This window comes from Parafrankia soli (genome assembly GCF_001854695.1).
Classification (GTDB): Bacteria; Actinomycetota; Actinomycetes; order Frankiales; family Frankiaceae; genus Parafrankia; species Parafrankia soli.
Genome location: NZ_MAXA01000224.1, coordinates 37,893 through 54,711, shown reverse-complemented (window position 1 = coordinate 54,711; position 16,819 = coordinate 37,893). Strand labels below are relative to the sequence as shown.

At 73.4% G+C, this 16,819-nt stretch carries 15 protein-coding genes; 8 read left to right on the top strand and 7 right to left on the bottom strand.

What is annotated here, in order from left to right:
- Positions 1 to 57 precede the first annotated feature (57 nt).
- From BBK14_RS20770 to purM, 3 genes are all read left to right on the top strand, one after another.
- Entirely contained in the window at positions 58 to 1,068 is a 1,011-nt protein-coding gene (locus BBK14_RS20770) for a sterol carrier family protein (protein WP_071064925.1), read from the top strand.
- Positions 1,069 to 1,461: 393 nt separating this feature from the next.
- Positions 1,462 to 3,438 (top strand): amidophosphoribosyltransferase, encoded by a 1,977-nt coding sequence (gene purF / locus BBK14_RS20765; protein WP_071064924.1) that lies wholly within the window; start codon positions 1,462 to 1,464, stop codon positions 3,436 to 3,438.
- Positions 3,432 to 4,595 carry a phosphoribosylformylglycinamidine cyclo-ligase gene (gene purM, locus BBK14_RS20760; protein ID WP_083391126.1) on the top strand — a complete coding sequence of 388 codons (1,164 nt, stop codon included), beginning with the start codon at positions 3,432 to 3,434 and terminating at the stop codon, positions 4,593 to 4,595. Before purF ends, purM begins: the two co-directional genes overlap by 7 nt.
- A gap of 383 nt (positions 4,596 to 4,978) precedes the next feature.
- On the opposite strand, the gene BBK14_RS20755 is transcribed toward purM, so the two are convergent.
- Both BBK14_RS20755 and BBK14_RS20750 read right to left on the bottom strand, forming a co-directional pair.
- Positions 4,979 to 5,185, bottom strand: coding sequence for a DUF3073 domain-containing protein (locus tag BBK14_RS20755; RefSeq protein WP_018503970.1), 207 nt, complete (start codon positions 5,183 to 5,185; stop codon positions 4,979 to 4,981).
- 299 nt (positions 5,186 to 5,484) lie between these two features.
- A complete protein-coding gene (locus BBK14_RS20750) occupies positions 5,485 to 6,585 on the bottom strand; it encodes a Leu/Phe/Val dehydrogenase (protein WP_071064923.1) in 1,101 nt (366 codons plus the stop codon).
- Between the two features lie 415 nt (positions 6,586 to 7,000).
- Here BBK14_RS20750 and BBK14_RS20745 point away from each other — a divergent pair, with 415 nt between their 5' ends.
- From BBK14_RS20745 to BBK14_RS20735, 3 genes are all read left to right on the top strand, one after another.
- Complete coding sequence (locus BBK14_RS20745; RefSeq protein ID WP_020464584.1) at positions 7,001 to 7,831, top strand: DUF8083 family protein; 831 nt, start codon at positions 7,001 to 7,003, stop codon at positions 7,829 to 7,831.
- A gap of 152 nt (positions 7,832 to 7,983) precedes the next feature.
- Positions 7,984 to 8,190 (top strand): developmental transcriptional regulator BldC, encoded by a 207-nt coding sequence (gene bldC / locus BBK14_RS20740; protein ID WP_071064922.1) that lies wholly within the window; start codon positions 7,984 to 7,986, stop codon positions 8,188 to 8,190.
- 438 nt (positions 8,191 to 8,628) lie between these two features.
- Positions 8,629 to 10,383 carry a carboxylesterase/lipase family protein gene (locus BBK14_RS20735; protein ID WP_241831711.1) on the top strand — a complete coding sequence of 585 codons (1,755 nt, stop codon included), beginning with the start codon at positions 8,629 to 8,631 and terminating at the stop codon, positions 10,381 to 10,383.
- Here the strand turns inward: BBK14_RS20735 and BBK14_RS20730 are convergent.
- The gene (locus tag BBK14_RS20730; RefSeq protein ID WP_071064921.1) at positions 10,347 to 11,267 is read right to left on the bottom strand and encodes an SAM-dependent methyltransferase; all 921 of its coding nucleotides are present in this window, start codon (positions 11,265 to 11,267) and stop codon (positions 10,347 to 10,349) included. The two genes, BBK14_RS20735 and BBK14_RS20730, sit on opposite strands and share 37 nt — an antisense overlap.
- Before the next feature lie 426 nt (positions 11,268 to 11,693).
- The gene (locus BBK14_RS20725) at positions 11,694 to 12,125 is read right to left on the bottom strand and encodes a VOC family protein (RefSeq protein ID WP_071064920.1); all 432 of its coding nucleotides are present in this window, start codon (positions 12,123 to 12,125) and stop codon (positions 11,694 to 11,696) included.
- A gap of 260 nt (positions 12,126 to 12,385) precedes the next feature.
- Here BBK14_RS20725 and BBK14_RS20720 point away from each other — a divergent pair, with 260 nt between their 5' ends.
- Together BBK14_RS20720 and BBK14_RS20715 are read left to right on the top strand one after the other, a co-directional pair.
- On the top strand, positions 12,386 to 13,273 hold the full coding sequence (locus tag BBK14_RS20720) for a DUF4184 family protein (protein WP_241831710.1): 888 nt from the start codon (positions 12,386 to 12,388) through the stop codon (positions 13,271 to 13,273).
- Entirely contained in the window at positions 13,171 to 13,839 is a 669-nt protein-coding gene (locus BBK14_RS20715) for a helix-turn-helix domain-containing protein (protein ID WP_241831729.1), read from the top strand. Before BBK14_RS20720 ends, BBK14_RS20715 begins: the two co-directional genes overlap by 103 nt.
- Here the strand turns inward: BBK14_RS20715 and BBK14_RS20710 are convergent.
- From BBK14_RS20710 to BBK14_RS20700, 3 genes are all read right to left on the bottom strand, one after another.
- Entirely contained in the window at positions 13,788 to 14,624 is an 837-nt protein-coding gene (locus BBK14_RS20710) for a methyltransferase domain-containing protein (RefSeq protein WP_071064918.1), read from the bottom strand. The two genes, BBK14_RS20715 and BBK14_RS20710, sit on opposite strands and share 52 nt — an antisense overlap.
- 139 nt (positions 14,625 to 14,763) lie before the next feature.
- On the bottom strand, positions 14,764 to 15,387 hold the full coding sequence (locus tag BBK14_RS20705) for an SCO family protein (RefSeq protein ID WP_241831709.1): 624 nt from the start codon (positions 15,385 to 15,387) through the stop codon (positions 14,764 to 14,766).
- 142 nt (positions 15,388 to 15,529) lie between these two features.
- Positions 15,530 to 16,702, bottom strand: coding sequence for a glycoside hydrolase family 6 protein (locus BBK14_RS20700; RefSeq protein WP_071064917.1), 1,173 nt, complete (start codon positions 16,700 to 16,702; stop codon positions 15,530 to 15,532).
- Positions 16,703 to 16,819: the final 117 nt, after the last annotated feature.

Here is a 16,819-nt window from a genome sequence, read left to right as displayed (position 1 = left end):
GAGCGCCGTGTGGACGCCGGTGGGACGGCGGCACGCACGAGAGGGGAGACGAGTCCGGTGGCACGGGGCGATGCGCAGGACGGCGATGCGCAGGACGGCGATGCGCGCGGCGGCGCGGCCCGGGAAGGCACTGCGCGGGGTCGCGCGGGGCGGGGGGGCTCGGCGCGGCGTGGGGGGCGCGGCGGCGCGGCGGGATTCGCTCCGGCGCTGCCAGGGGCCCTGGAGGAGCAGTGGAAGGCGATCTCCGGCCACGTCGGCGGGCTCCCCGACGAGGCGTTCGCGGCCCCGAGCGCACTGCCCGGCTGGACTACCGCCGAGCTCGTGCTGCACACCGCGCGCTCGGCACTCGCCCTCAGCGCCGCGCTGCGAGGGGACCCGGCGCCAGGCCTGGCCAGGGGATCAACGCCCGGCCTGGCCGGGGGATCAGCGGGCGGCTCGGGCGGAGGACCGGCGGGCGGCTCGGGAGCGGAGTCGAGCCTGGCCCGGACCGGCGGTGCGCCGCTCGTGACCGCGGCCGACTACCTGGCCGGCACCGGAGCCCGGGCCGAGGCGATCGCGGCCACGGCCCGGGATCTCGCCGCCGGCCAGGCTCCGGAGGCGGTGCGCGTGGCCTTCCGGGACGCTGTCACGGGCACCGCGGCGGACCTGGCTCGTCTCCCACCGGACGAGATCGCCGACCGGCTGGTGATCACCCCGGGTGGGCGCATGCGGCTGGGTGAGTTTTTGCTCACCCGAGCGGTGGAAGCGGTCGTCCATGGCCTGGACCTGGGTGTGCCCCCGGCGCGCCCCGCGCTGAAGACCGTCGTGCGGCTGTTCACGGCGATGCTCGCCCAGCGCGCTCCGGGGCACGCGGTGGAGCTGCGGGTGCCCCCCTTCTCCGCCGTGCAGATCGTCGAGGGGCCTCGGCACACCCGCGGTACACCGCCGAACGTCGTCGAGGCCGACCCGGCCGCGTTCGTCCTGATCGCGACGGGCCGGCTGGCCTGGGGGGCGGCGCTCGCCGACGGCCGGATCCGCGCCAGCGGTGAGCGTGCCGATCTACGATTCCTGCTGCCGCTGCTCGCCTGACCGCATCCGGCCCGCCTGCCGGACGGCACCGGGCCGGCCTGCCCTGACGGCATCCGCCGCCCGCTCGACGGCATCCGCCGCCCCCTGACGGCGCCTGGATGTTTGCCTGGTCGCAACCGGGCGGGCCGGTGTGCGTGTTTGTCGTGTTTTCTCCGTGACCTCTGTGTCGCGTGACGGGGGAGATCGCGCTCGACCGGCCGATCGGCGTCCCCGCTGCTAGCGTTGGTTATGTGGGGAGTCGAGGGCGGGCGTGAACGTCGGGTGGTCCCGGGGTGCTTCCCGTGGCTGTCGGTTGATGTGAGCGTCGTCGTGCTCGGGGGTGTCACGACATCGCCTTGAACCTGCCCCGTTCCTCCCGACATCTCGGTCACCCTGACCTCTCTAGGAGACCTGGTGCCACACGTCGCCCACAGCGACGACCCCGCATCTCGCCGGGAGTCGACGTCCGTCCGCCGCCCGCCGCAGTCTCGCGACGGCCGCCGTCGCGACGGCCTTCTCCACGGTGYCCCGCGCAACGGTGATCCTCTCGGCGGTGATCTTCTCGACGACGATCCCGGCCCGCGCGACGCCTGTGGCGTCTTCGGTGTCTGGGCGCCCGGGGAGGACGTGGCGAACCTCACCTACTACGGCCTCTACGCCCTCCAGCACCGCGGCCAGGAGGCCGCCGGGATGGCGGTCGGCGACGGCCGCACCGTCGTCGTGTTCAAGGAGCTGGGTCTGGTCGCCCAGGTCTTCGACGAGATCACCCTCTCCAGCCTGTCGGGGCACGTGGCCGTCGGGCACACCCGGTACTCGACCACAGGCTCGTCCACCTGGGAGAACGCCCAGCCGTCCTACCGGACGGCGGGTTTCGGCGGGCCGATCGCGCTCGGCCACAACGGCAACCTGACGAACATCATCGAGTTGGCCGGGTCGCTCGGCGACAGCGAGGGCGGCCAGGGCGCCACCACCGACTCCGACCTGATCACCGCGATGCTCGCCGCGCATCCTGGCCCGACCCTGGTCGACGCCGCGATGGACGTCCTGCCCCGGCTGGCGGGGGCCTTCTCGCTGGCGTTCGCGGACGCGTCGACCCTGTACGCGGCGCGGGACCCGCACGGCATCCATCCACTGGTGCTGGGCCGGCTCGACGACCGGCCGGACGGCGCGTGGATCGTCGCCAGCGAGACCGCGGCGCTCGACATCGTGGGCGCCCGCTTCGTCCGCGAGATCGAGCCCGGTGAGCTGGTCGTCATCGACGCGGACGGCCCGCGTTCGCTCACGTTCGCCCAGGCCGACCGGCACGTCTGCCTGTTCGAGTACGTCTACCTCGCCCGCCCGGACACGACGATCGGTGGCCGGTCGGTGCACGCCACCCGGGTCGAGGTGGGCCGGCGGCTCGCCCGGGAGGCACCGGTCGAGGCCGACCTGGTGATCCCGGTCCCGCAGTCCGGTGTGCCGGCCGCGGTCGGCTTCGCCGAGGCGTCCGGCATCCCGTTCGGTGAGGGCCTGGTCAAGAACTCCTACGTCGGGCGGACGTTCATCCAGCCGTCGCAGACCATCCGCCAGCGGGGCATCCGGCTCAAGCTGAATCCGTTGCGCGACGTCATCGAGGGCCGCCGGCTCGTCGTCGTGGACGACTCGATCGTGCGCGGCAACACCCAGCGGGCCCTGGTGCGGATGCTGCGCGAGGCCGGGGCGACCGAGGTGCACGTGCGGATCTCGTCGCCCCCGGTGCGGTGGCCCTGTTTCTACGGCATCGACTTCGCCACCCGCGCCGAGCTGATCGCCAGCGGCTGTGACGTGGAGGAGATCCGGCGCTCGCTGGGCGCCGACTCGCTCGCCTACGTCTCCCTCGACGAGCTGGTGGAGGCCTCCGAGCAGCCGGCGGACGCGCTGTGCCGGGCCTGCTTCGACGGCATCTACCCGGTTCCGCTCGCCGACTCGGACAAGCTGGGCAAGTACCGGCTGGAGCCGTTCGGGCCGCAGACCACGGAGGAGGTCATCGCGCAGGCCCTCCGGGAGCGGGTGACCCTGGGTATGAACGGCGCGGACCCGTCCCCCGACAACCACGATCTCGACCTCGAACCCGTCCCGCTCGAGCCCGCCCAGGACGTCGGCGCCGCGCGCGCGAACGGGGCACGGCCCGACGGGACGAGGGCCGACGCCGTGGCAGTCGACGGCGCACCGGCCGACGGGGTGGCCACGAACGGAGCCATCACCAACGGCGTGGCAGCCAACGGCGTGGCAGCCAACGGCGTGGCCACGAACGGTGTGGCAGCGAACGGAGCCGCCACGAACGGAGCCGCCACGAACGGGGCCGCGGTGAACGGGATGACAGTGGACGGGGTGGCAGTGGACGGCGCACCGCTGGGCAGCGCGCGGTGGTGAGGCGCGCCAACGGATCCGGCCAGGGCTCAGAGGCCGGCGGCCAGGGGAGCACCACCGAGGGGCGCTCGGTCTCCTACCGGGACGCCGGGGTCGACGTCGAGGCCGGCGACCGGGCCGTGCAGCTCATGCGCCAGCACGTCGCCCGCGCCACCCGGCCCGAGGTCGTCGGGTCACTCGGCGGCTTCGCGGGCCTGTTCGCGCTGGACGTGGCCCGTTACCGGCGCCCGCTGCTCGCCTCGTCCACCGACGGCGTGGGCACGAAGATCGCCCTGGCCAGGGCGATGGACGTCCATGACACGGTGGGCATCGACCTGGTCGCCATGGTGGTCGACGATCTCGTTGTCTGCGGCGCGGAGCCGCTGTTCCTGCTCGACTACATCGCCTGTGGCTCCCTCGAGCCGGCACGGATCGCCTCGATCGTCGCCGGGATCGCCGCCGGCTGCGAGCAGGCCGGGTGCGCCCTGGTGGGTGGCGAGACCGCGGAGCATCCCGGCCTCATGGGAATCGACGACTACGACCTGGCCGCGACGGGGGTCGGGGTCGTCGAGGCCGACGCCGTGCTCGGGCCGGAGCTGGTCCGGCCGGGGGACGTGGTGGTCGCGATGGGGTCATCCGGTCTCCACTCCAACGGTTTCTCGCTGGTAAGACACATCCTGTTCGGTCCGGTCGAGCCTGACCAGCCCGGAGGCGTCTCCGTGGCGGGTCGGGAGGCACTGACGAGGCGCGAAGAGGCCCTGGGGACCACACTCGGACAGGCGTTGCTCACGCCCACCCGCATCTACGCCCGGGACTGCCTGGCCGTCATCGAGACGGCCGAGGTGCACGCCTTCGCCCACATCACCGGCGGCGGTCTCGCGGCGAACCTGGCCCGCGTGATCCCGCCGGGGACGGCTGCCGTCGTGGAGAGATCGACCTGGGCTCCGCCGGCCGTGTTCGGCCTGCTCGCCGAGCGCGGCGGGGTGAGCGAGGCCGACATGGAGGCCACGTTCAACCAGGGGGTCGGAATGGTCGCGGTCGTCGCTCCCGCCGAGGCCGAGGCCGTGGTGCGGACGCTGGCTGACCGCGGCGTCGCTGCCTGGATCGCGGGACGGGTCGAGCCGCTGCCCGGCGGAGCTGGAGAGGACGGCGTGGCGCGCCTCGTGGGCACCCACCCCTGACGGGACCGGCGGCCCGGCCACGGGCGGCCCTGGTGCGGCTCGCCCCGCCACGGCCGCCCGGGCAAAGGGGCGGCCGGTCACGAGCCGGCTCGTCGGGGGCCGCGTGCGGACCAGCCCGAACACCTGCCCGCGGGACATCCACGTGGGCGGCCGGCCATCACTGACATGGGAGGCTCCTCGGTCGGGAAGATCCTGACCTCTGAGACTCTAGGACGGAACACCGACAGTTCCGCCCAGCTTGGCTCGGCGCCCGGTGTGCCCGCGCGAGGCGGGCGTACCGGACTCGATCTGCTGCCGACATGGACGACCACCTGTCGCCAGGTGGTCGCAGCCGGTCCCCCGGATTTCCCGGAGGCCCGGCGTCGGCCGGGGCAGCCCCGGGTTCAACGGGACGAGCGGTGCTCGTCCTCATCGTCCAGGTAGGCGTCGTAACCGTAGTCGTCATCCGAGTACGGTTCGTCGCTCTCGGTCTCCCGCGTAGTACCCGCGCCCAGATCCGCCTTCAATCGGTCGAGATCCATAGTGGGCGAGTTGTACTTGAGCTCGCGGGCGACTTTCGTCTGCTTGGCCTTCGCTCGGCCGCGCCCCATGGCTCGACCCCCTCGAACATGACGACGGGGACCCGCCCCGGTGCTCTCACTGTCTCGTGCTTCCCGAGACTACAGGGATCGCAGCCTACTCGGCACGCCAACCCGACAGTTACCTGTCGTCGGACAACACGGCGGAGATCATCTGACCCCTACGGATGGTCCCGGGACTCCCCTGACAGCGGGCCCGCGGGCCCGCCGCGACGCCCGCGCGCCGGTGCCCGATGTGCCCAGCGTCACGGCTTCCGGGGGCGGGAAAGGCGTGCTGGCACACGGGTTCCGGGCGTGCCCGCCGGTGACGGTCAGGGCAGCAGGATGCCCCGCAGCCGGCCGATGTCGGTCATCCGGCGCTCTGCGAAGCGTCCCGCCGCCACCGCCGGGGTGGCGCCCTCCGCCTCGGCGAGCCGGAAGATGTCCAGCGCCGTGTCGAAGATCCGGGCGGCCCGGGCCCTGGCCCGTTCCGGGGAGTACCCCTCGATCTCGTCCGCCACCTGGATCAGTCCGCCGGCGTTGACCACGAAGTCGGGCGCGTACAGCACGCCCGCGTCGGACAGGACCTTGTCCATGCCCGGGTGGGCCAGCTGGTTGTTCGCCCCGCCGCAGACGATCTCCGCCCGCAGCGCGGGCACGACCTCGTCGGTGAGCACCCCGCCCAGCGCGCAGGGCGCGTAGATGTCGACCTCGGCCCGGAGAAGCTCGTCGGGGTCGGCCACCAGCTGGACGTCGGGATGGCGGGCGCCCAGCCGCCGCAGGGCGCCCGGATCGGTATCCCCGGCCAGAACGGTCGCCCCCTCCTCCACCAGGTGCCCCACGAGGCGCAGGCCGACCTTGCCGACCCCGCTGACGGCGACCCTGCGCCCGGCGAGCGAGGGTGTCCCCCATCGGTGCCGGGCGCAGGCGCGCATCCCCTCGAAGACGCCGTACGCGGTCAGGACGCCGGAGTCGCCCGAGCCGCCGTGCGCCGGCGAGCGGCCGGTGACCCAACGGGTCTCCCTGGCGACGGTGTCCATGTCCTCGACGTACGTCCCGACGTCGCAGGCCGTCACGTAGCGGCCGCCCAGCGAGGCGATGAAGCGCCCGTAGGCGCGCAGCAGCGCCTCGGTCTTGTCGCGGGCGGGGTCGCCCAGGATGACGGCCTTGCCGCCGCCGAGGTCCAGGCCCGCGCAGGCGGCCTTGTAGGCCATCGCGCGGGAGAGCGCGAGGGCGTCGGCTAGTGCGGACGCCTCGTCCGGATAGGCGTGGAACCGGGTGCCTCCCAGCGCCGGCCCCAGCGCGGTCGAGTAGATGGCGATCACGGCGCGCAGGCCACTGGCCCGATCGGAGCAGAACACCACCTGCTCGTGCTCCGCGCCGGCCTCGAACACCGACGAGACTCCCGTGGACGTGCCGACCACCGCTGACATGACCGAGCCTCCCTCCGGACGGCTCCGCGAGCCGACGGCCCGTGAGCCCTGTGCGCGGCGGGCTCCCGCCGGCCGCTGCGGCGAACATTACGGGCCCGGCCCACGCGGCTCCTGTCGTGCGGGCCGCCGCCGTCCGGGCGGCCCTGACGGGCGCGGAGCCGGCCCGGGAGGGGGTCCGGCGGGGTTGCGGTGCGGCTGGCGCTACCGGGTCTCACCGGGGCGATCGCGCGGGTTGCCCGACCTCTCATCGCCGCCGGGCCCGCCGCGCCCGTGGTCCGTGCCAGGATCGGAGGCATGCCAGGATCCAGGGGCATGTCCGCACCTGTTCCGGCCCTCCACGGGGGGTCGGCGTCCGTGGCGATCCCGCTGCCGGCGGGCATCGCGGGTGACGCCGCCGTCGAGGCCGGTGTCTAGCGTGGCTGTCGTCTCACCCGCTGCCTACCTGCGGGTCTACGAGCCATTGGCAGCCTTCCCGCCCGCGGACCGCGTCCGTTGGCAGCGGTACGCGGCCTCGGGGCCGCCCTCGCGGCGCGCGGGCGCCCGGCGGGAGCGGGTCGTGGCGCTGGTGGCGGCCGTCCGGCCGTCGCTGGACGTCGCCGACGAGTCCGCCTTCGTCCAGTGGGCGGACGGCCTGATGTTCGTCTGCCCGTGGTCGACGCAGCTGCGGGTGTGGCAGGCGGCGATGGAGTTCCGCGGGCTGATGCCGGAGCGCGTCGCCGAGGCCTTCCTCCCGCGCCGGCTGGTGGACCCGGCGGAGACAGAGCTCGACCGGTGGAAGGCACGCCGGCCCGAGATCAAGGTCCATGTCCAGACCTGCACCTGGATGGTGCCGCCGACCTGGTTCGTACTGTTCGACCCAGCGGAGCGGGCGTTGGTCACCGGTGACAGCGCCGACCGTTCCATGGTCTACCGGACCACGATGAGCCTCGCCCGCCGCCGGGTCGGCCGCGCGGTGGAGGCGATGGAGACCCTCCGGGCGGCGAACACCGACGCCCCCGCGATCGAGGGCGTCGCCGAGCTGGCCCGTTGGCTGGGGTCCTTCCATCCGCAGAGCAGGGTCGAACTGGACTACGACGGGCTAGTTGACCTGCTGGACGACGACATGCTGCGGCGGGACACATCCGTCGAGGACATCGTCGAGGCGGTCAGCGCGTTACGCCGTGGGCGAACAGACCTTGCGGTCGAGGCGTACGAACGAGTGCTGATCAGGTGGAGACCCCTGCAGTCACGGGAATCTGCCAGTTGATCGGCGCGGCCTGTTAGCGCAGCGTTGCCCTCCGCTTCGGACGAGCTGTGACTAGTCAGCAGATGGTCCTGACGTGCCATGTCCGAAATGCCCCCGAAGGATGCACGATCTGTATGGGACGGAGCGACGCTCTGTGACGGGAGGCCAACGCAATGACGACGAGAACGCCGGATGCCGAGCCGCTGCTGACGCCCGCCGAGGTAGCCACGATGTTTCGGGTGGACCCGAAGACCGTGACCCGGTGGGCCAAGGCTGGAAAGCTGACCTCGATCCGGACTCTGGGCGGTCACCGCCGGTACCGCGAGGCGGAGGTGYGTGCCCTGCTGAAGGGAGTTCCGAGCATCGGAAGTGACATCTGATAACTGCGCCGAACCGGCGCTGATGGCGGCGTCCTGGTAGGACCAGGCGTTCGGCGGCTGCCCGGCCGGGCGAACAACCCGACGGCCGGACCCGCCTGCTGAGCGGACGTCCCATATGCCTGAACTCTCCACCGCTCCGGGAGGGCGGTGGTGGTTCACGTGTCGAAACCGACGGGCGGCACCCATGCTGTCCGTCGGTTTCGTTCGTTCCAGCTCGCCTCGCGGGTGCGCACGCACCCGCGTCGCGGCCGGAACGGCGGCTTGGGAGGGCGGCTGGGGACGGCCGTCGCCATGTCGGCTCGGGGCGGCCTTCGTCATGCCGCGCGGGAGCTTGGGGCCATGCGCGATCTTGCGTGGTTCGGCGGCGCCCGTGAGGCTGTTCGCATGGTGGGAACAGCCGGCGGCCGGGCCGTGGGTCGACGTGGTCCGCGGGCCCGAATGCCGGGTGCCCTCCTGGCCTTTCTCACCGTGGTGCTGCTGGTGGCCCTGTGCCCGGCCTGCGGCGGCGGGGCCGGGGGACGTCCCGGAGCATCGGGAGCGGGCACCGGCGCGGCGGGAGGCGTTGGCGCGGCGGGCCCCGGCGGGGTGACGGCGACGGCCGTGCCGGTCGTGGCGACCACCGGCGGCGAGGTCCGCGGGGTGGCCGAGGGGCCGGTGCTCTCCTTCTACGGGCTTCCTTACGCGGCACCGCCAGTCGGTGCGCTGCGCTGGAGGGCGCCCGCCCCGGCGGCCCCGTGGAGCGGCGTGCGGGACGGCTCGGCGCGCGGCCATCCATGCCCGCAGGAGGGGCCACTGGCAGCCGGCGCCAGCGAGGACTGCCTGTTCGTGAATGTCACCATGCCGGCGGACGCGCCTCGGGCCACCGGGACGCCGCCGGCCGCGGGCGGCGGCGGTACTGGCGGTAGCGGTGCGGGGCTGCCGGTGCTGGTGTGGATCCACGGCGGCGGCTTTGTCACCGGATCGGCCAACGATGTGGACATGTCCGCGTTCGCGGCCGGCGGGCCCGCCGTGCTCGTGGGCGTCAACTACCGGCTTGGCGCGCTCGGCCAGCTCGCGCTGCCGGCACTGAACACCGAGTCGGGCGGCGACGCGGGCTCGTACTCCCTGGCGGACATCATCGCTGCGCTGCGCTGGGTGCGGGCGAACGCCGCCGCCTTCGGCGGGGACCAGGGGAACGTGGCGATCTTCGGAGAGTCCGCCGGTTCGGTGAACGTCTGCGGGCTGCTGGCAGCGCCGTCCGCGCGCGGGCTGTTCCAGCGGGCGGTCATGCAGAGCGGGCCGTGCCAGTGGTCGCTGCCGACCATGGCCACGGCCGAGGGCACGGGCCAGCAGTTCGCCGCCCGAATGGGCTGTACGGACCCCGCCGGGGTGCTCGACTGCCTGCGGGCGCGGCCGGTGGAGCAGATCGTCGCCGGCTCCGGGCAGGCGGACATCCTGACCGCTCCGACCTGGGCGCCGGTGGTCGGCAGCCGGACGCTGCCCCGCTTCCCGGTGGATGCCGTCGCCGCCGGCTCGGCGGCGGGGGTACCGGTCCTCCTCGGGACGGTGCGCGACGAGGGGCGGGCCTTCACCTCCAGCTACGACTCCGGTGGGGAGCTCACCGCCGAACGGTTCGCGCAGATCGTCCGGGCGGAGATCCCCGACCGGGCGGACGCTGTCCTCGCGGCCTACCCGCCGGGGGCCGTCCCCGCCCGCGAGCGGCTCGCACAGGTGATCACCGACCGGGTCTTCGCCTGCCCGACCGCGCACTCCGCTGACCTGTTCAGCCAGCCCCGCGGCCAGCCCGGGTCGGGGGCTGTCGTGCCCGGGCGGGCGTTCATGTACGAGTTCGACGTCCCGGGTCTCGGCCCGGTGACCGACAGCGTGGCCACGGGAGCCACCCACGCCGGGGAACTGCCGTACCTGTTCCGCTCCGCCGCCTCGGACGCGCCGCACGCGGGGGCGACCGCCAGCGAGCGCGCGCTGTCCGCGGCGATGGTCGACTACTGGACACGGTTCGCCGCCACCGGTGATCCGAACACGCCTCCCGCCGGAGCCGTCGGTGGGGGATCCGGGGAGCGGGTGCTGCCGGGCTGGCCGCCCTGGCCGGGGGAACGGAACTCGACCGTCCCGGACCGGCTGGCCCTCGAGCCAGGCGTGCTGCTCGCGCGGTCCGGCTACGCCGTGGCGCACCACTGCGACCTCTGGGGCTGACCCGCGCCCCGGTGATTGTTGCCGTCTGGGCGATTCACGGGTTTGCGTGCGATCACCCCGTAGCTGCTGACCTCGGCGTCCGTGAGCTCCGCCGACCCGTCCTCCGGCTGCCAGCGATGGGCCGGGACCAACCCGGGCGCCACCAGCTCGAGGCCGCCGAGCAACGCGGTGATCTCGGCGCGGGACCGGGGCTGGAAGGGGATCCCGCGGTCCTGGTAGATCGTGGTGCCGAGCTCGGCGACCTCCGGGGCCACGAAATCCCCGGTCGCGTGGGCGATAGCCAGGTAGCTACCCGGAGAGAGGGCCCCGAGCAGCTCCTGGACGATGCCCGCCGGGTCCCGGTCGTCCGGCACGAAGTGCAGGATCGAGAACAGGGACAACGCGACGGGCTGGTCGAGGTCGAAGGTGTCGCGCAGCTCGGCGGAACGGATGATCCTGCTGGGATCGAGCAGGTCCGCGTCCAGGTAGGCCGTCCGGCCCCGCGGGGTGCTCGTCAGCAGGGCACGGGCGTGCGACAGCACGATCGGGTCGTTGTCCACGTACAGGACCCGAGCCGCGGGGGCGGCCGCCTGTGCCGTCTCGTGCAGGTTGGGGCTGGCCGGGATGCCCGTCCCGATGTCGAGGAACTGGCGTATCCCGGCGTCGCGGGCCAGGTGGCGGATCGCCCTCGTCATGAACGACCGGCCCTGTAACGCCGTCGTCCTGGTGGCCGGGTAGACGGCCATCAGGTCTTCGGCCGCTTCGCGGTCGGCGGGGAAGTTGTCCTTGCCGCCGAGGAAGTAGTCGTACATCCGGGCGGAATGTGGGACGTCGGTGCGCAGCTCGACCTGGGGCGCACTCCGGTGCGCCGGCCATTTCACCTCAGCGCGCGTGGCCTCGTCCATCCCCGCCTCCGGGCTGTCGCAGTCACCCCTGGCCGCCGTCGCCCAGGCGGGTGCTCTCCGCGGACCGCCCGCGACCAGCCGCTTCAGGACCGGTCGGCGGGGGCGGGACGTCCGGAACCCGCTCGTCGATGAGCGCGCCGGTCGGGAGCCGTCCGGGCGAACACCACCAGAGCCGGTACCGGAGACCGCGCACCGTGCTGGTGTTGGCACGATGTGTGGAGGGCACTTGCCGCGATTATGTCGAACTCGGACAGTTCTCGCGCCCAATGTTTCATCGAGGGAATCCATGGACCGATTGATCCCGATCCGTCGGGCCGGATCTCGCCATGATCATCTGGTCCGACGGATCGGTCCGCCCGACGAACCGACCCGGGCGGGTGGATCGATCCCAGGTCGGCGGAGTGTCCCGGGCCCGAGCGGCCTCCGTCAGGTCGGGCGGGGCGCGCCCCGGTAGGTCCCGAACGACCAGCTGTTTCCCTCGGGGTCACGGGCGGCGAAGTCCCGTGATCCGTAGTCGGTGTCGTGCAGTTCCACGGTGATCTCCGCTCCCGCGGCCCGGGCGCGGGCGCACAGGGCGTCCGGCTCGGCTGTCACCACGTAGGCGCCGAAGCCGCCCGGCTGGAAGGCCCACGGATCGTCGGGGTTGTCACGGGTCGAGCCGAGCATGACACCACCACCCTCCGGCCACGCGAGCTCGGCGTGGTCCACCCGGTCACCGGCTTCGCCGTGGTCGGCGGGGCCGTACGAGACGACCTCCTCGAAGCCGAACGCCTCGGTGAGGAAGGCGATCAGCGCCCGCGCGTCGCGGGCTCGCAGCGTCGGCCAGACCTGGGGCGGCGGTGCCTTGTCATCGCTCATGACTGGTTCGCGTCCTCTCCACGGCAGACTCTCCGCGGCCGATGGTCAGCGGACCCGGGACGGGTCCGGCCCGTCCAACGATCCGCCGAACCCAAGGCCCCCGGCTTGGACGTTTCGGAACTCCCCGGTGAGCCACCTCCGAAGGGCAACCGGTGCTTGTGGTGCACTGGTCACGGTTCGCCCTGAAACGAGTTGTGCCAGGGGTGTACGGGCCGGACGGCAGGGAGTGACCTGACCCGCGCGGGGCCGTGGAGGAGACTGTGCCTTTCACGTTGAGTCATCCCGTCGCGGTGCTGCCGTTGCGGCGGCTCGGGCTGCCGATGAGTGCGATGGTGGCCGGGTCGATGGTTCCTGATGTGCCCGTGTTCCTCGGGTGGTCGGCGATGTACCACCTCAGCCACAGTCTGCTCGGTGTTGTGACCTTCGTTCCGCTGCTGTCGCTGGTCGCGTTGGGCGTCTGGTTCTGCCTGGCTCGCGATGCCCTGCTCGATCTGGCTCCGGATCCGGTCAGGCTGCGGCTGCCTCCCCGGGCACGGCCCACGGGACGTCAGTGGCTGCTGGCCCCGGTGGCCGCGGTCGTCGGAGGCCTGACGCACACCGGGTGGGACGCCTTCACGCACGAAGACCGGTGGGGTGTCCGTCATGTGGCCTGGCTGAGCGCCGACCACGGAGCCCTGCCCGGCTACAAGTGGCTTCAGTACGGCATGGGCGCGGCCGGGCTGGTCGTTGTCGCGGCGGCTGTCGTCGTCCACCTGCGGGCGCTGCCACGGGGACCGCGGCGGCCACGGCGGTACTCGGCGGAGGCGGCGGTTCTTCCGGCGGTGGTGGCCCTGGCAGCGGGGGTCGGCGCTGTCGTCGGCCTGGCGCAGGCGTCGAACGGGCTGCATGCCGTCGCCTTCCGCGGCGTCGTCACCGGTGTGATCGCGCTGGTGGCGGGCCTGTTCCTGGTCGCCGCCGGATGGCGGGCATCGGGCCGCACACTGGAGCAATGGCCATGCCAGCCGACACGTTCGCCGTGGTGGACGAGTACGTCCGCGCGGCGCCGGTGCCCGCGCTGCGCCCGTACATCGCCTGGTACAGCGGCTACCGCCAGCGTGGGGTCGCACCTGCCCTGCACCGCGGCCTGCCCTCGCCGTACCTCACTCTGATCTTCACCCTGGACGAGCCGCTGATCGTTGTCGGCCACCCTGATCCGCATCAGGCGCCGGGCGGCTACGACACGCTGCTCGGCGGCCTGCACACCTCGCCGGCGTTGATCTCACACGACGGCGCCCAGTCGGGAGTGCAGGTCGCGCTGCGGCCGCTCGGGGCGAGGGCGCTCCTCGGCCTGCCCGCGGGTGAACTTGCCGACCAGGACCTTCCGGCGGATGCGGTCCTCGGCGACGTGTGTGCGGAGATGGGGGAGCGGATGCGGGCCGCCTCCGGCTGGGCGGAAATGTTCGCGGTGCTGGACGACATCCTGTGTCGGCGGGCCGCGTGCCGGACGTCGGCGGTCGCGCCGGAGATCGCCGAGGCATGGGCGATGTTGGAGCGTGCCCGGGGCTCCGTCTCGGTGGCGGACCTGGCGGCCGGTTGCGGATTCTTCGATCAGGCGCACCTGGCACGCGAGTTCCGCGCGCTGGCCGGGGTGCCGCCGAGCCGCTGGCTCGCGGAGGAGGCGGGCTACCCGCCGACCGGTCGGCGGGCGCGGGCCGAGAACACCGGGACGAAATAGGTCGGGCGGTCGGTGGCGGCGTCCACTTCGGCGAACGCCTTCTCCCAGCGTCCGACATCGTCGCTGTGGGCGTGCCCGGCGGCCGTCATCGCCGGTACGGCGGCCCAGGACGGTGGCCGCAGCTCCGGCGGCGGCTCGTTGACGTTGTACCAGCCCCGGTGGTGGACGTCGACGAGCCCGGCCGTGCGCAGTAGGGAGCCGAGCCGCAGCCCGACGGACAGGTCATTGCCGAGGGCCGTGTGGAAACGGTGGTACCGCTCATTGAGCTCGAGGATGTCGGTGACTGCCGGCGGGCCGCCGACGATCCGGAGCGCCGACGCGTCGATGTCGAGGAGGTACACCCAGCCGCCGGGCTTCACCAGCGTCGCGAGGTGGTCGACGATCGTCTGCTCGCGACCGCCGTTGTGGGCGAGGACATGGCGCATCATCACCGTGTCGTAGCTGGCGGCCGGGAGTCCGCTGGCATCCGCGGAGCCCTCGGTGATCGAGATGTTGTCGGCCTTCCCGGCCGCGACGACCTGCCCGGCCCGAGCCCGCGCGTCGGGGTCCCGGTCCACGGCGTCGACCTTCCCGGTCGGTCCGACCACGGCGGCCAGGGCGAGGGCGAGCGCGGCCGGTCCGCAGCCGACGTCCGCGACCCGCGCGCCGGGGACGATCCCGGCCGCGGTCCATTCGGCGGACTCGTCCTGTTGCGCCACCGCCGCCATGAACTGGTAGCGAGCCAGCTCACTCGAATCAAGGGTCAGCACATAGGCGTTCTGGCCGCCTTCACCGTGATCGGTCACGGGGCGAAGCTAGTACGCGGGTCGGGACTTCGGGCCGCACAGTCGCCTGGCCGTCACGGCGGCCGGCCCGGGCGGCCGCCCGCACCGGACAGGACGCCGTCCTGCCTCGCCCGACGGGCGGCCGCGCCGGCAGGCACTGTCAGGTCTCGCCGCGGGCCAGCAACGGCAGGTCGTGGGCGTAGTCGGCGACCGAGGTGCCCGTCAGGTAGGCGACCCGGGCGGTGCCGTCCGGGCTGAACGCGGTCACCTGCGCGCTGTGCGTCACGTTCACGGTGCCGTCGGCCTCGCGCACCGCCGGCTCGATCGCGACGTCCAGTGCGTCGGCGAACTCCTTGATGTGCGGCCAGGTGCCGGTCAGGCCGATGAAGGACGCGTCGAACTGGTCCAGCCAGCGGCGGATGACCGGCCCGGTGTCACGGTCCGGGTCGGTCGAGACGAACACGACCCGGATCCGGTCGCGGTCGGCCGCGGGGAGGCTCTCCAGCGCCGCGTCGAGGTCGGCCATGGTGGTCGGGCAGATGTCGGGGCAGTTCGTGAACCCGAAGAACACCAGCGTGACCCGGCCGGCGGTCGCCTGGTCCGTCCGCAGGTCGAACGGCGCCCCGGCGGTGTCGACCAGCGTCGTGGCGGGCTTCGCGACGGGGGCACCGAGAGACACACCGCGCACCCCGGCCGCCCCGCTGGCCTCGCTGAGATCGACCACGGCCGGGCCGGACGAGCTGTCGCCCCCGGAGCCGCAGGCCGCCCCGGTGAACAGCAGCACGGCCGCCGTCGCGGCGCACGCCAGGCCGGTGGACGTCCGCCCGCGCCGCCCGCGCTGTCGGTCCTGCCAATCCCGTCGGTCCCGTCGAGGCTCCGGCCGTGGCGGGCCTGGCGGTTCAGACCCCTCGGGCGGCGCAGGCCGCTCAGGCCGCAAGGCGGACCAGCTCCTCCGCCTGCTGCTGCCACCAGGCGCCGGCCTCGGGGTCGCCACGTCCGCATTCGCCGTCGCTGGCACCCGGGGTCTTGATCCAGAGGAACGCGTCGGCATGCGGTGAGCCCGTCTCGGTCGTGGGGGCGATGCCCAGGCCGCGTCCCGGCGGGTTGCACCACGGGTCCTGGAAGCCGTCGGCGGGGCCCTGGCCGTTGCGGGAGGTGTCCACCACGAAGTGGGTGCCACCGGTCAGAGCCGAGACGACCTCGCCGCGGGCGACCTCGCCCTCGGTCCGGTAGTAGTTCGACACGTTGACCGCGAAGCCGCGAGCGTTCTTCACCCCGGCCCGCAGGAGCCGCTCGGCGATCACCGGGGCGGCTCCCGCGGGCATCCAGCCGCAGTTCGCGCCGTCCAGGTAGACGCTGGTGTTGGGCAGCGCGCCGTAGACGCCGACCGCGTCGTTGAGCAGCGCGTAGCGCTCGGCCTGCTGGTCGGCGGGCAGGCTCTCCATCTGGCCGAGCGAGTCCGGCTCGAGGACGATGACCGCGCGGGCGTCGCCGATCGCGCCGGCGACCTGGCGGGTGAACGTCCGGTAGGCGTCGGCGTTCGGCAGACCGCCGGCGGAGTGGCCGGCCGCCGCGTCGCGGTGCGGAATCGCGTAGATCATGAATGTCGCGGTCGTGCCGGTGTCACGGCTGGCGGACGCGCGCTTGTGGACCTCGCCGGGCACGTCCCGCAGCCAGTCGCCGACCGGGTAGGCGGTGGGGGTGTTGACCAGCGGCGCGAGGATCTGGGCACGGGCCGGGTTGCGCTGAGCCTCCTCGGCCGCCTGGCTGCCGTGGTCGACGAGGAAGGGCGCCGCCGGAGCCGGATCGGCGGGGGCGACGGACTCGGCGGGCCGCTGGGCGCCGGCCGGGTCGCCTGCCGGGCAGTGTGGTCCGACCGCCGTCAGCGGACCGGCGGGAACGTTCGGCGCGCCCGCGGTCACGGTGGGTGCCGCGGGGTCGGGGTCCGACCCCCCGCTGCAGGCGGCGAGGGCGAGTACCGCGACCGCCGTCGCCCCCGCGGCACAGGCCCGGCGCCGGAGGCGGGTACGACCTGGCCGGTCCCGAAGCCCGCGCCACCGCGGCTTCGGCCCGTTGCCGTCTTCCGCCCGGAGGCTCACCCGGCATCCCCCCTGCTCCCGTGATCCAGCCGGCCGGGCCAGACGATTGTGTTGTGCCGATTCAACCCGTCCCAGGCTAGTACTGACCGTCCGGCCGGCCCGAATGGTGGGGGTGGC